This is a genomic window from Sphingomonas flavalba (assembly GCF_004796535.1).
GTDB lineage: Bacteria > Pseudomonadota > Alphaproteobacteria > Sphingomonadales > Sphingomonadaceae > Sphingomonas_L > Sphingomonas_L flavalba.
On record NZ_SPHY01000005.1, the window covers coordinates 120,001 to 132,637 of the forward strand.

Here is a 12,637-nt window from a genome sequence, read left to right on the forward strand (position 1 = left end):
AGCAACGCGCCGACCGCGCCGCCGATAATCAGGCCGGTCGTGCCGTTATCCCGCTTGCAATGATAGCGTCCGTCACGGCCGCGCCAGACCTTGTCGTTATGGTTCAGGCGGCGAGGGTTCACGTAGCGACCTTGGCGGTCGTAATCGCCGCGATGATAGCCGTTGTGGCGCTGGGCGACGGCGGGCGCAATCGGCAGCAGCATCGCGGCGATGGTGGTGGCGGCCAATGTCATTTTGAGCATGATTTTCCCTTCCTTCGTGCCGTTCAGAACCCGCAAACCCTACGCGCGGTTGCATGAACGGCCGTCGACCTCTTTGTTCATCGAAGCGTTTGTCCTGGCCGATGCGGTGTTCCGCCCCGGATCAGCGGCATTCGGCGGCGTGCTGGTCGACTGACCGGCCGAGTAGGGCACCGGCGCCAAGGCCGAGGATGGTGCCGACGGCGCGGTGTCGGCCGCCGTCAATCGCGCGACCGATCAGCGCGCCGCCGGCGCCGCCGATGATGAGGCCGGTGGTGCCGTCTGATCGGCGGCAGTAGGTGCGTCCGTCTTCTCCGCGCCAGGTCTGGCCGACGTAGGCAGGGGGCGGTGCCGGCGGTGGAGCCGACGCCTGGTCGTAGTCGCGGTAATAGCTGTCGCGGCTGCGGTAGTAGGCGTCGCGCGAGCGCTCGTAATTCTCGCGGTCCCGATAATATTGGTCGCGGGCGCGCTCGTAGGAGTCGCGGGAATCGACCGCTCGGTCCTGTGCGTAGTTGCGATAATCCTGTGCGCTGTTGAAATGATCTCGCTCGTAAGCGTCACGGTCCGCATCGTAATCTGGCGGCGGCGGGGCGTCATAGGCGAGCGGCGGCGGCGCCCCGGTCTGGGCAGCGGCGACGGTCGTCGGCGTCGCGATCCCCAGCAACGGAGCGAAAAGAAGAACGGCCTTGCGCATCGGAAACCTCGCTTTCGGCGCACTGGAAACACGCCATTCTTGTCCGGCCTGCCTGAACGGCGGCTGATCGGCCCGCTGCTCTATTGCCCGGCCAGTATCGTGCCGCCGAGCAGCAACAGCAACTTGACGTCCAACACAGCGCCTGCCGCTTGCCGCCCGGCGACGAACTGCGAGACTTCGGAAAGCGGAACGCGATGGACGACAATCTGTTCATCTTCGATACCGCCGCCGTCGCCGACCCTGGTCAGCCCCTCCGCTCGAACCAGGGTGAAGGTTTCGGAGATCATGCCAGGCGACGACGCGAAGCGCCCCACCGGCGTGATCCGCGCGGCGCGATAGCCCGTCTCCTCCTCCAATTCGCGCGCGGCGGCGGCGAGCACCGTCTCGCCATCCCGCTCGTCGCCGACCAGCCCGGCGGGCAACTCCAGGCACCGGGCGCCGAGCGGCACACGATATTGCTCGACCAGCAGAACATGGCCGTCATCGACGGCCAGGATCACCGCCGCCTCGATGTTCCGCGCGCGGGACACATATTCCCATTTGCCGTCGCGCTTGGCGGTGATGAAGCGGCCCTGCCAGACAATCTCTTCCATGTGCGCGGCGCTACAGGATGATCAGGCGGTCCGGCAACTCATTGGTGTCATCGGTGCTCTTCGGGAAATGCGCCGCGAGGATCGCGCCGACATGACTAACCGCTGCGACGACGCCATCAGCGACACGACCAGCGCGGACTTCGTCGATCATCGCCGCCATCGCCTCACCCCAGGCTGCGGGCGCGACGCGGGTGTGGATCGCCTCGTCGGCGACGATCTCGGCGACGTGCTCCTCCATCGACAGATAGATCAGGACGCCGGTGCGGCCGACGGTGCGCCGCTCCGCACCCACCTTGAAGCAGGCGATCGCGCGGGCGCGCACCCGCGCCACCTTGAGCGCATTCGGGGTCAGCCACAGCCGCAGTGGACGCCAGGTCAGGATCAGCCAGACGGCCAGGAATTTCAGTGCCATCATCGCCAGCAGCGCGGCGCAGATCAGCGCCGGTTCGTGGCTGATCGACCAGCCGCCAGACAGCCCGTCGAGTGCGTCGGTCAGCAGCGCCGGGAACAGAGCAAAAAAGGCGGGGACAAGCAGCGCAATGCCGATTGCCCAGAGCAGCGCGACATCATGATAGCTGTCCGACCGGTCCGCGGCGATCGTCACGATCTCGCCGTTCGACAACCGCTCTGCGGCTCCGACCGCCTCCGAAACGCGCCGTGCGCCCGCTTCGTCCATCACCATCCTCCCGATGCGCCGCCGCCACCGAACGATCCGCCGCCGCCGGAAAAGCCTCCGCCTCCGCCTCCGCCCCATCCACCGCCGCCACGGCCGCCCCAGTGATCGTCGCCGCCCCAGACGATGACCGGACCGGCCCCGCCGCGAAAGCGCCGACCGCGCCGGCCGAACAGCGCGGGCAGCACGAACACCACCATGACGATGATCCAGAAAATCAGCGCCACCGGGATACCGTCGTCCTGTCGGTCCTTGGCCTGGGCAAGCAATTGCTGCTGGCGCGCTTGCGCCTGGTCTTCCGGCAACTGCAGTTGGGCGATGACCGCATCGACGCCGGCGGCGATGCCGCCCGCCATGTCGCCGTCGCGGAAGCGCGGGGTGATCTGGGTGTTGATGATGACGGATGACAGCGCGTCGGTCAGATAAGGCTCCAGGCCGTAGCCGACCTCGATCCTGACCTTGCGCTCGTTCGGCGCGACGAGCAGCAGGACGCCATCATTTTCCTGCTTGGATCCGATCCCCCACGTGCGGCCGAGCCGGTAGCCGTAGTCGGCGATGTCGTAGCCTTGCAAATCCGTCACGGTCGCGACGACGAACTGGCGCCCGGTCTGCTGCTCAACGGTGGCGAGCTTGGCCGTAAGGGCAGCGGCCTGGGCGGCGTCTAGCAGATGCGCGTCGTCGACGACCCGCCCGCTCAGCTTCGGGAGTGTCTGGGCCTGCGCTGTGGACGCGAGCAGCAGCGCCAGCAGGACAAGCAGCCATGCCCATCCCCGGCCCAGCGGTAGCATCGGGGATCGCGCGGGCAGAAAGAAAGGCATGGCGCCGGTCCCCGTGCCCGCTTCAGCTCTTGGTGCCGAAATCGACCTTGGGCGCGCGGTCGGCATTGGGTGCGGTCGCCTCGAACGGGGTCAGCGGCTTGGCGCCGTGGACCAGCTTGGCGCCGATCATGTCGGGGAAGGTGCGGATGCGGGTGTTATAGGCGCGTACCGCTTCGTTATAATCGCGCAACGCGATCGCGATCCGGTTCTCCGTTCCTTCGAGCTGCGACTGGAGGGCAAGGAAATTCTGGTTGGATTTCAGGTCGGGATAAGCCTCGACCGTCATCAGCAGGCGACCGAGCGACTGGCCGAGCGAGCCTTGTGCGTCCTGGAACGCCTTGACCTTCGCCGGGTCGTTCAGGTCGTCGGCGCTGAGTTGGGTCGAAGAGGCGCGGGCGCGCGCCTCCGTCACCTCGGTCAGCACGCTCTTCTCTTGAGCGGCATAGCCTTGCACCGTGGCGACCAGATTGGGGATCAGGTCGGCGCGGCGCTGGTACTGGGTCTGGACGTCGGCCCAACGCGCCTTGGCGGTCTCCTCGGCGGTGGGGACGCTGTTGATGCCGCAGGCGGGCAGCGGCAGCACCAGTGCTGGCACGGCAAACATAGCGAGAAAGCGGCGGTCCATCGGCGTCATCCTTTCAGGCCAACTGTATTGTGCGGGGAATACAGCAGCGCCACGCCCGCCGCAATCACTCTTGCCTTCGCGCCGAGATCGGGGAAAGTTCCGTCCGACCGGCTGACAGGGAGATGCAATCATGCTCGGTGAGTTCAAGGCCTTCATCATGCGCGGCAACGTGCTCGACCTGGCGGTCGCCGTCATCATCGGCGCCGCATTCGGCAAAATCACCACGTCGTTGACCGAAGACATCATCATGCCGGTGGTCGGCTGGCTGTTCGGCGGCCTCGACTTTTCCAGCCATTTCATCACCCTCGGCGCCATTCCCGCCACCTATACCGGCTCGCTGACCGATTATGCGGCGCTGAAGGCGGCGGGCGTCGCCCTGCTCGGCTGGGGCGAGTTCCTGACGGTGGTGATCAACTTCATCATCCTCGCCTTCATCATTTTCCTCCTGATCCGCTCGGCGACCAAGCTGGCGCTACGCAAGGACGGCGATGAGGTGCCGGGCGATATCGCCCTGCTGACCGAGATCCGCGACCTGCTGAAGAACAGGTAGCATCGCCTCCCGCCCTACGGCGCGAAGCCACCGCCGGGCGGCTTCACTTCACATTCATCGCCGATCGCCTATATCGGCCGTGCCGGATTCGTCCGGAGATGGCGATGAATGATGCCGTGGAATAGATGCAGCGGACCCGGGGGCAGTACCCGGCGGCTCCACCACAAACCCCCGAAAGGGGGTTTGTGACGGGGCCGAACCAGGATCGACGTGTATTCAAAGACGGTGTTTTTGCCCGGGCTGAGTAACCCGTTAAAGGCTCAAAACCACAAGTGCCAACGATAACGAGGCGCTCGCGATTGCCGCGTAATCACGGCCTAACGGCTTAGATTACAAGGCTTGAACGCGGTTCGGGCCGCACCGGGCAACAGAAGCGGATTCCAGCGGTACGGGGGGCACCGGGCAACAGAAGCTCCCCACTTCCCCATCTGCGGACTGCCCGGCGCCGCTATCGGCGGCGATCGAACAGCCAGAACAGCACCGCGATCAGCGCGCCGGCACCAACGCCGATGACCAGGCCGAGCGAGGGCTGGCGGTAGAGGCCGCCGACGAAAGTACCGACCAGCGGCAGAATCGCCAGTGCGATGCCGGCGGCGCGGGGATTGGGGTTGGGCGCATGGGGCGAAGTCATCGTTCGTCGCCAATGCCATGTCCCGCACCGATACGCCAGCGGTGCCGCATCGATACGCTTTGTCCCGCCGGGGAGAAGCGACGAAAATACCTTCGGTATCATTCACCGGCCGCCCGCCGGGTGGCGGCTTCACCCGGCAGCCAGCCCGATCCCCCTCAGTGCGACAGCAGCACCCGCGCCTGGCCGGCGACCTGCGCCAGCATGGCGGCATTCGGCACGGCGGCGCCGCGCGCCCGCTTTATGACGTCGCGGAACGCGGTGACGCGCGTCGCATTGCCGCCCAGCCAATCAGCGACCTTCGCCTCCGGCGCCTTGCCCCCGGCGCGCGCCAGGAAGTCGAGCCGCATCTGCTGAAAATCACGCGCCAGCCCGGCAGTCAGCAGCCGTTCCCAGGGATCGGTCGGATGCAAGCGGATCGCGGTGGTCTGCGCCCAGTCGAGACCGAGCGCCGCGCCCAGCGCGGTGAACGCGCTGGCGAGCACCGTCTCGTCCACCTTGCTGCGCGCACCGAGCGCCGCCAGACCGATGGCGCCGTCCAGTTCGAACAGGCGGGTGACGCGCTGGACGAGTGGGATCGGAGCGCCGACGGCGGTCAGCCGGTCGGCGATCGCGCGGGCGGCGGCGCGTCCTTCGTCGCGCAGGATCTCGTCGACCTTGGCGTCGAGCCGCTTGATCCCCGGAGCCAGCATCGCGACCAGATCGCTCGGCTGCTGGCCGGGCTGGATCGTGCGGATCAGGTCAGCCATCTGCGCGCGCATCGCCGCCGCAACCTGGTCGAGCAGCATCAGCCGGCCTTCTTCACTGATCGCCGCCGCGTCGATGTCTGCCCAGATCTGGCCGATGCCGAACAGGCGCTCGGCGGTGATGAACACCGTCGCGATGTCGGCCAGTGAGGCGCCTTCCTCTTCCGCCAGCTCGAACGGGACGATCAGGCCCATGCGGTTGACGATGCGGTTGGCAACCTTGGTAGCGATGATCTCGCCGCGCAATTGGTGGGCGTCGATCGCAGCGGCGAACCGCTTCTGCATAGGCATCGGGAACGCAGCGTGCAGTTCCGACGCCAGCGCCGGATCGGCTGCCATCGCGCCCCGCTCGATGCCGTCCTGCAGCGCCAGCTTGGCCGTGGCGAGCAGTACCGCCAGTTCCGGCCGGGTCAGGCCGCGCTTGTCCTGGGCGCGGCGCAGCAGTTCTTCGTTCGGTGCCAGTCCCTCGACCGCACGATCGAGCCGGCCTTCGCTTTCGAATATCTCGATCAGCCGGACATAGGATGGCAACGCCGCCGCTCCGCCGCTCTCGGCGATCGACAGGGCCAGCGTCTGCATCCGGTTGTCCTCCAGCACCAGCGCGGCGACATCGTCTGTCATGCTCTCGAGGAAGGTGTTGCGATCCTCGAAGCCAAGCCGGCCTTCCTTGACCTCGCGGTTGAGCGCGATCTTGATGTTGACCTCGTTGTCGGAACAGTCGACGCCGGCCGAATTGTCGATGAAGTCGGCATTGTTGCGGCCGCCCTTCAGCGCATAAGCAATGCGGCCGGCCTGGGTGACGCCCAGGTTGGCGCCCTCACCGATCGCGGTGGCGCGGACGTCCTCGCCATTGACGCGCAGCCGGTCATTGGCCGGATCGCCGACCTCGCTATTGGCCTGCGCCTTGGCCTTCACATAGGTGCCGATGCCGCCGAACCACAGCAGGTCGGCCGGGCTTTTCAGGATGGCGGAGATCAGCGCCGTCGGCTCCATCTCCGTCTCGGTAACGCTGAGCAGGGCGCGGACCTCGGGCGTCAGCGGCACTGTCTTGGCGCTGCGTGGGTAGACGCCGCCGCCGGCCGAGATCAGCTTCGCATCATAATCCGCCCAACTCGATCGCGGCAGGCTGAACAGCCGCTGGCGTTCCGTCCAGCTCTTTGCCGGGTCAGGGTCGGGGTCGAGGAAGATGTGGCGGTGGTCGAAGGCGGCGACCAGCTTGATCGCCTTGGACAGCAGCATGCCGTTGCCGAACACGTCGCCCGACATATCTCCGCAGCCGACGACGCGAACCGACTCGGTCTGCACGTCGACGCCACGCTCGGCGAAATGGCGCTGGACGGAGATCCACGCGCCACGTGCGGTAATCCCCATGCCCTTGTGGTCGTAGCCGTGGCTGCCGCCGCTGGCAAAGGCGTCACCCAGCCAGAAATTGCGTTCCTCGGCGATCGCGTTGGCGACGTCGGAGAAGCTGGCGGTGCCCTTGTCGGCGGCGACGACGAAATAGGGATCGTCACCGTCGAGCGCGACGACCTTTTCGGGGTGGACCACCTTGCCGCCGACGATGTTGTCGGTGACCGACAGCAGCGCGCGGATGAAGACGCGGTAGCTTTCCTTGCCTTCTTCCAGCCAGGCGTCGCGGTTGGACGGATCGGGCAGCTGCTTGGCGTAGAAGCCGCCCTTGGCGCCAGTCGGCACGATCACCGCGTTCTTGACGCGCTGCGCCTTCATCAGGCCGAGCACCTCGGTGCGGAAATCGTCGCGCCGGTCTGACCAGCGCAGCCCGCCGCGCGCGATCGGCCCGGTGCGCAGGTGGATCGCCTCGATCCGCGCGCTGTAGACGAAAATTTCCCGCCACGGCACAGGTGCCGGCAGGCCGGGGACCAGCGCGCTGTCGAACTTGAACGCCAGTGCCTCGCGCCCGCCGGGGGCGAAGGCGTTGGTGCGCAGGATCGCCGCGACCACGCCCTTGAGCAGGCGCAGGATGCGGTCGTCGTCGGCGCCGGCGACATCGCGCAGCCCGGCGTCGAGCGCTGCCTGCGCGGCATCGGCCGCGTCGCCGCTCTTGCGGCCAGCGGCCGGGTCGTGGCGCGCGTCGAACAGCGCAATCAGCGCGGCGGCGACCTTCGGCGCTCGCGCCAGCGCGTCGACGACGGTGGTCAGGCCATAGGACAGGCCGGTCTGGCGCAGGTAGCGGAACCAGGCGCGGAACAGCACGATTGCCCGCGGGTTGAGCGCGGCGCAGACGATCAGCCGGTTGAACGCGTCATTCTCCGCCCGGCCGGACAATACGGCGGCGATCGCCTGTTCGACCACGTCGGCGCGGTCGAACAACGCCGCCTGCTCCGTGCTGGTCCCCAGATCGAGAACGAAGTCATGGACATAGCCGAGCGTGCCGTGGTCGAGCGCAGTCGGCATTTCCTCGATCACGCGGAAGCCGAAATTCTCCAGCACCGGAACCGCGTCGGACAGCGGCACGGAACCGCTGCCGTTATATATCTTCAGCCGCAGCCGGCTTTCGGCACTGGCGTCGTTCAGCAGCCGTGCGTCGCGGTCGGCAGAATCACTGAGCCCCTGCAGGCGGGTGATGTCCCGCGCCGCCTCGACCGGGCCGGATGTTGCACGGTAGTGCGACGGGAAAGCCGGCGCGTAGCGCAGCGCCAGCCGCGCGGCACGGCCCTGATCGCCGCCTTCGGCGAGTATTGCCTCGACCGCTGGCACCCAGCCGCGCATCATCTGTTCCAGTCGCGCATCGAGCACGGCCATGTCGGGCAGCGTGCCGCCGTCGCGCAGGTCGAGCGTGTAGCGGACCAGCGCCAGGCTGCCTTCTTCCATCGCCATCGCCCAGTTGAGCAGCGTCGCATTGGCCGCCTGGGTCAGCATCTCGCCGATCTCGGTGCGGCGCTGGGTCGTCGACTCATCGCGCGGCAGCCAGACGAAGGCGAACAGGTGCCGGCCAAGCGGGCTGGGCACACCGACCAGCCGGGCACGCGGGCGATCGGCCAGCGACATCGATGTCAGCGCGACGGTTTCGAGCGCGGCCGGCTCGAACGCGATCAGCAGGTCATGCGGCAGCGCGGCGAGCGCGTGGCTGAGCGCCTTGCCGGCGTGGCCTGACGGATCGAAGCGGTATTTCTCCTGTAGAGCGGCCAGCCGTGCGCGCAGCACCGGCACCTTTTCCGGCGCGGCGTTCAGCGCGCTGCTCGTCCACAGGCCGGCATGGAGCGAGAGGGCGATGATCCGCCCACCTTCGCGCACCGGCACGATCAGCACGTCGAGGGGGACATGGCGATGCACCGTCGCGATCCGGTTGGACTTGACCGCCAGCGGCGCGTCACCGCCCTCTTCGAACCAGCGGAACGCATCGGTGATGGTCGACGGTGCGAGCAGCGGCGTGTCGTCCACCCGCGATACGCCGAGCGGGGCGCTGACCGCACCCTTGCGGTCCCGCATCTCATGGGCGAGCTGGGTGAAATGACGGTCAAGGAACCAGCGGAGCAGCGCCGCGCCCTCGCCGTCCGGCAGGCGATCGGCATCAGCGCGCATTGCCGTCTGCATCGCCGGCCAGTCGGAAACGGCGGCGCGGACATGGTTCAGATTGCGTTCGATCGTCGTGACCAGCGCCCGCCGCTCCTTCGCATCGGCGCGCTCGACCTCGACATAAATCATCGATTCCCGGCGCTCGCCTTCGGCATCGTCGTCGAGCACGTCGGTCAGTCGCCCCGCATCGTCGCGCCGTACGCTCAGCACCGGGTGGAGCAGACGATCGATCGCCAGGCCGTGAGCGGCAATCGTCGCCGCAACTGAATCGACCAGGAACGGCATGTCGTCGTTGATGATCGCCAAGCGCATGTGACGCCGGCGCTCCCCCGCTGCGACGGATTCGATGGCGACAACCGCCTTGCCGGCGGCCCGGGTCGCGGCCGCTTCGGCCACGAAGCTGGCCGCATCGTCGCGCGCCTCGCCGTCGAAACCGTCAAGCTCACCCGGAAGCGCGCCGTTGACCAGCGCCTGTCTGATCGTGGCTGCAAGGCCTTGTGCCGATGCGTGCCGGTCCCGCGATGCCGTCGCCATATGTCTCCACCTGCAATTTGCGCCCCTTTTCAGGGGACTTCGCTTCTCTGGAGAGCCTATGCGCCCGGCTGGGGCTTTCCTCAAGCCTCAGCGGCGGCAATCCTGACGGCGCGGTCTATAAGTGCGGTATCGGTGGAGATTGGAGCGACGATTCCGAGCGTTCCATCGCTGATGCGACGGGCGACGAGCACGACGAATTCCGCTTCACCGGTGTCCAGCGTGACGGTCGCGCACGGTGCGATGCTGCGCAGCGTGGTGCGCGCTTCCTCATCGCGATTGGGTTTGCCGGCGGGTGCGCGCAATCGGCGCTCCGCCTGGACGACACCTTTCAGCCCTCCGGCATGGCTGTCGAGCAGCGCGGGCAGGCCGCCGCTGGCGATGCCGAGGCGCCGGCCATGGGACAGGGCGGCGGCATATTCAGTCAGCCGCGTCTTGTCGTGATTGGCGCCGAACACAAGCTTGACGATCGGCGTCATCGGCGCGCGGGCCTGGGCGGCGATGCCGCTGTCCTTCAGCAACTCGGCATATTCTCCGGGTCGCGCATCCGCGATCAGCGAGAAATCGAAAGCGAGGCCGAGGGCGGTGTAGAGCGCACCGCGGCTGCGGCGTTCGCTGTGCTGCGCCGATTCGGCGGATTCGCGCGCGGCAGCCAGCCAGTCGTAGATGCTGGAGCTTTCGTCCAGCTCGGTGGGCTCGCCGGCCTCCGCGTCATAAGCGATCGGCTCGCCGAGCAGCGGGCTGGCGTGGGGGCCGTCGGCCCATACCGGAATGTCCGTGCCCAGCGGCGCGCGGGGCATGTGGCGCAGCGCCTGCCCGACCTCGGCGGCCAGCGCCTCGCCGGCCTTCTCGGCGACCACTTCCTTCCAGTTGATGACGCCGTAGATGAAGTCGATCGAGTCCTCGTCGGAGGAGAAGGGCATCAGGATGCCGCGATACATGGTGTTGCTGCCGCGGCTGTTGACGAATTCCGCCTCGAAGCCGATCGGCGCGCGATTGGCGATGATCTGCAGGTAATGGTCGGTCAGGCGCGACAGCAGCGAACGGCTCGGCACGTCCGCGATGCTGGCGATCTGGTGGTCCAGCCCGCATTCCTCGCGCAGTACCGGGCCGAGCCAGGCGATCTTCGGGTTCTCGATGCCGACGGTGAAATCCAGCAGCACGCTGTTCGGGCCGAAATCGGCGATCTGTGAGGGGTCGAGATCCTCGATCGCCGGATAGGCCCGGCCGCCCAGCAGCGACACCCAGTAGTTATAGGCACGGACATGCATGCGCCGTTCGTCGGTGCCGATCGCCGGCGGAGCCTCGACAGCGGCGTCGTCGATCGTCGCCGCATCGCCCCCATCCCGGTCAAATCCGCGCATCGAATCCATTGTCGATCCCTACTCGTCGTAAGCGGCCATTGTGCACTTCCATGGTAAATGAATGGTGAAGCTTTATGGCGCGCCTTGCGCTTGCCAGCACCTTTGCCCGCTGGTAAGCGCTGCCACCCATCCGGCGCCGCTTTAGCTCAGCTGGTAGAGCATCGCATTCGTAATGCGAGGGTCAGAGGTTCGAGTCCTCTAAGCGGCACCATTTTCCCTATTATATTCATTGAGTTAGCCTGAGAATAGATGGGCTACTCAACTGTTATAAATGCTATTATAAAAGCGAGTCAAAACACTTAAGTGTTTGGAGTCGTTCAGATAGCTGGAAAAACTGAGCCAATCAGCCTGCAAAAGGGCCTCAGCCTCTACAAGCAGCCGCTGTCGAAAGGCAAAGGCAGCCCTAATTGGTATGCTCGGGTTTATCTGCCGATTGATGGCCGGGACATTCATACGAAGAGTACCGGAACCACCGATCAGAAGGTGGCTATAAAGCTAGCCTATGAATTCTACGGCGAGTGCCTCGTCAAGGCCCAGATAGCGGACGGCACACTGATACCTAAGGGGCCAGCCAGCCAATCTTATGTTCGGTTCGACAGGATCGCCGACCAATGGCTGGATCAGTTGAAATCGGAAGTTGGCGATGATCCTCGAAAACACCGTCATTGGATCGACTGCAAAAGTGCTGTTTTAGGCAGAAATGGCTTCACCGATTTTTTCGGCAAGGACGACATTGGCGGTATCACTACCGACAGGATCAGGGCGTTCATTCAATACAAAATAGCAGGCGGCCCCGCTGGGAAACTGGCTGCCACGACGATCAAACGTAATATCGTTCTGCTGAATGTGCTGCTGAAATATGCTTGGGAGAAGCGCCTTCTAAATTCTGTACCGCCAATGCCGAAGGTGGCGACCAAGGATAATCCGAGGCCGTGGTTTGATCATGACGAATATCAACGCCTCCACAATGCGGCGAGAGGGCAGGCCAAGGCAGCCAAAAATGCTGGCGACCAGAAAGCAGCGGACGAATGGAATGAGCTTTCGGACTTCATGATTTTTATGGTCGGCTCATTCCTGCGACCGAGCGAGTGGCCCTACCTTCAGCACAAGCATGTCAAAGTCGTTTCAGACGCCGACAATCCACATTTGGTCCTGACCGTTATTGCCGGAAAGCGAGGTGTGCGAAAGTCGGTTACGATGGGTACCGCCATCGCTCCCTATCGGCGTATTGTCGCTCGAACCGGCAAGGCGCCAGAAAGCTATGTCTTCCAACCAGAATTTCTCAATCGTCGAACAGCGCAACGACGGATAGCTGATGCCTTTGAAACCCTATTGCAGGCGACTGATTTGAAGCTCGATGGATTTGGAAACAAGCGATCCACCTACAGCCTTCGCCATACGTCCCTGATGCTCAGGTTCGATAAGGGCCAGAATATCGATATTCTCAATCTGGCGAAAAATGCTGGAACCAGCGTCGATCAGCTTGAACGGTTTTATCTGAAACGGATCAATACGGCTGACAAGATTGAAAATTTGCAGAGCTTTAGGAAATAAATATTATTAACATTTAAATGTTAAATATACAAACTCATTAAATAGAACTATTCTGTAATGTCTAGGAAATTGGCGCTAACCTAAA

Annotated in this window: 12 protein-coding genes, 1 tRNA gene and 1 other RNA gene (1 of these 14 cut by a window edge); 5 read left to right on the top strand and 9 right to left on the bottom strand. The window is 65.0% G+C overall.

What is annotated here, in order from left to right; all coding sequences use genetic code 11:
• A protein-coding gene (locus E4A53_RS07040; protein WP_420822611.1) for a glycine zipper 2TM domain-containing protein crosses the window boundary here: on the bottom strand, nucleotides 1–233 show its 5' portion. 112 nt of this gene lie to the left of the window's left edge; 233 of the gene's 345 nt are visible here — the first part of the coding sequence; its start codon is at nucleotides 231–233; its stop codon lies beyond the left edge, outside the window.
• Here E4A53_RS07040 and E4A53_RS07045 point away from each other — a divergent pair.
• Entirely contained in the window at nucleotides 217–396 is a 180-nt protein-coding gene (locus E4A53_RS07045; protein ID WP_136162384.1) for a hypothetical protein, read from the top strand. The two genes, E4A53_RS07040 and E4A53_RS07045, sit on opposite strands and share 17 nt — an antisense overlap.
• Here E4A53_RS07045 and E4A53_RS07050 read toward each other — a convergent pair.
• The 5 genes from E4A53_RS07050 to E4A53_RS07070 form a co-directional block, all read right to left on the bottom strand.
• Nucleotides 364–933, bottom strand: coding sequence for a glycine zipper 2TM domain-containing protein (locus E4A53_RS07050; protein ID WP_136162385.1), 570 nt, complete (start codon nucleotides 931–933; stop codon nucleotides 364–366). The genes E4A53_RS07045 and E4A53_RS07050 overlap by 33 nt on opposite strands.
• Before the next feature lie 80 nt (nucleotides 934–1,013).
• Entirely contained in the window at nucleotides 1,014–1,526 is a 513-nt protein-coding gene (locus E4A53_RS07055) for an NUDIX hydrolase (RefSeq protein ID WP_136162386.1), read from the bottom strand.
• Between the two features lie 10 nt (nucleotides 1,527–1,536).
• A complete protein-coding gene (locus E4A53_RS07060; RefSeq protein ID WP_239018171.1) occupies nucleotides 1,537–2,202 on the bottom strand; it encodes a TPM domain-containing protein in 666 nt (221 codons plus the stop codon).
• The gene (locus tag E4A53_RS07065; RefSeq protein ID WP_338054981.1) at nucleotides 2,202–3,017 is read right to left on the bottom strand and encodes a TPM domain-containing protein; all 816 of its coding nucleotides are present in this window, start codon (nucleotides 3,015–3,017) and stop codon (nucleotides 2,202–2,204) included. The genes E4A53_RS07060 and E4A53_RS07065 overlap by 1 nt, the downstream gene beginning before the upstream one ends.
• Before the next feature lie 22 nt (nucleotides 3,018–3,039).
• On the bottom strand, nucleotides 3,040–3,642 hold the full coding sequence (locus E4A53_RS07070) for a LemA family protein (protein WP_420822612.1): 603 nt from the start codon (nucleotides 3,640–3,642) through the stop codon (nucleotides 3,040–3,042).
• Between the two features lie 130 nt (nucleotides 3,643–3,772).
• Here E4A53_RS07070 and mscL point away from each other — a divergent pair, with 130 nt between their 5' ends.
• Both mscL and ssrA read left to right on the top strand, forming a co-directional pair.
• Entirely contained in the window at nucleotides 3,773–4,192 is a 420-nt protein-coding gene (gene mscL / locus E4A53_RS07075) for a large conductance mechanosensitive channel protein MscL (RefSeq protein WP_136162389.1), read from the top strand.
• A gap of 43 nt (nucleotides 4,193–4,235) precedes the next feature.
• Nucleotides 4,236–4,574, top strand: a transfer-messenger RNA (tmRNA) gene (gene ssrA / locus E4A53_RS07080).
• Between the two features lie 66 nt (nucleotides 4,575–4,640).
• On the opposite strand, the gene E4A53_RS07085 is transcribed toward ssrA, so the two are convergent.
• The 3 genes from E4A53_RS07085 to E4A53_RS07095 form a co-directional block, all read right to left on the bottom strand.
• Nucleotides 4,641–4,823, bottom strand: coding sequence for a hypothetical protein (locus E4A53_RS07085; protein WP_136162390.1), 183 nt, complete (start codon nucleotides 4,821–4,823; stop codon nucleotides 4,641–4,643).
• Nucleotides 4,824–4,978: 155 nt separating this feature from the next.
• Nucleotides 4,979–9,637 carry an NAD-glutamate dehydrogenase gene (locus E4A53_RS07090; protein ID WP_136162391.1) on the bottom strand — a complete coding sequence of 1,553 codons (4,659 nt, stop codon included), beginning with the start codon at nucleotides 9,635–9,637 and terminating at the stop codon, nucleotides 4,979–4,981.
• A gap of 80 nt (nucleotides 9,638–9,717) precedes the next feature.
• Nucleotides 9,718–10,998, bottom strand: coding sequence for a PAS domain-containing protein (locus E4A53_RS07095; RefSeq protein WP_338054982.1), 1,281 nt, complete (start codon nucleotides 10,996–10,998; stop codon nucleotides 9,718–9,720).
• A gap of 135 nt (nucleotides 10,999–11,133) precedes the next feature.
• On the opposite strand from E4A53_RS07095, the gene E4A53_RS07100 reads away from it, so the two are divergent.
• Both E4A53_RS07100 and E4A53_RS07105 read left to right on the top strand, forming a co-directional pair.
• A tRNA-Thr gene (locus E4A53_RS07100) sits at nucleotides 11,134–11,209 on the top strand.
• Between the two features lie 92 nt (nucleotides 11,210–11,301).
• Nucleotides 11,302–12,552, top strand: a complete 1,251-nt coding sequence (locus tag E4A53_RS07105; RefSeq protein WP_136162393.1) for a tyrosine-type recombinase/integrase — start codon at nucleotides 11,302–11,304, stop codon at nucleotides 12,550–12,552.
• Nucleotides 12,553–12,637: the final 85 nt, after the last annotated feature.

Bases quoted from the DNA above. Each gene is read 5' to 3' on its own strand.
- E4A53_RS07050 (WP_136162385.1), bottom strand. From the start codon at position 933: ATGCGCAAGGCCGTTCTTCTTTTCGCTCCGTTGCTGGGGATCGCGACG.
- E4A53_RS07055 (WP_136162386.1), bottom strand. From the start codon at position 1,526: ATGGAAGAGATTGTCTGGCAGGGCCGCTTCATCACCGCCAAGCGCGAC.
- E4A53_RS07060 (WP_239018171.1), bottom strand. From the start codon at position 2,202: ATGGACGAAGCGGGCGCACGGCGCGTTTCGGAGGCGGTCGGAGCCGCA.
- E4A53_RS07065 (WP_338054981.1), bottom strand. From the start codon at position 3,017: ATGCCTTTCTTTCTGCCCGCGCGATCCCCGATGCTACCGCTGGGCCGG.
- E4A53_RS07070 (WP_420822612.1), bottom strand. From the start codon at position 3,642: ATGGACCGCCGCTTTCTCGCTATGTTTGCCGTGCCAGCACTGGTGCTG.
- mscL (WP_136162389.1), top strand. From the start codon at position 3,773: ATGCTCGGTGAGTTCAAGGCCTTCATCATGCGCGGCAACGTGCTCGAC.
- E4A53_RS07085 (WP_136162390.1), bottom strand. From the start codon at position 4,823: ATGACTTCGCCCCATGCGCCCAACCCCAATCCCCGCGCCGCCGGCATC.
- E4A53_RS07090 (WP_136162391.1), bottom strand. From the start codon at position 9,637: ATGGCGACGGCATCGCGGGACCGGCACGCATCGGCACAAGGCCTTGCA.
- E4A53_RS07095 (WP_338054982.1), bottom strand. From the start codon at position 10,998: ATGCGCGGATTTGACCGGGATGGGGGCGATGCGGCGACGATCGACGAC.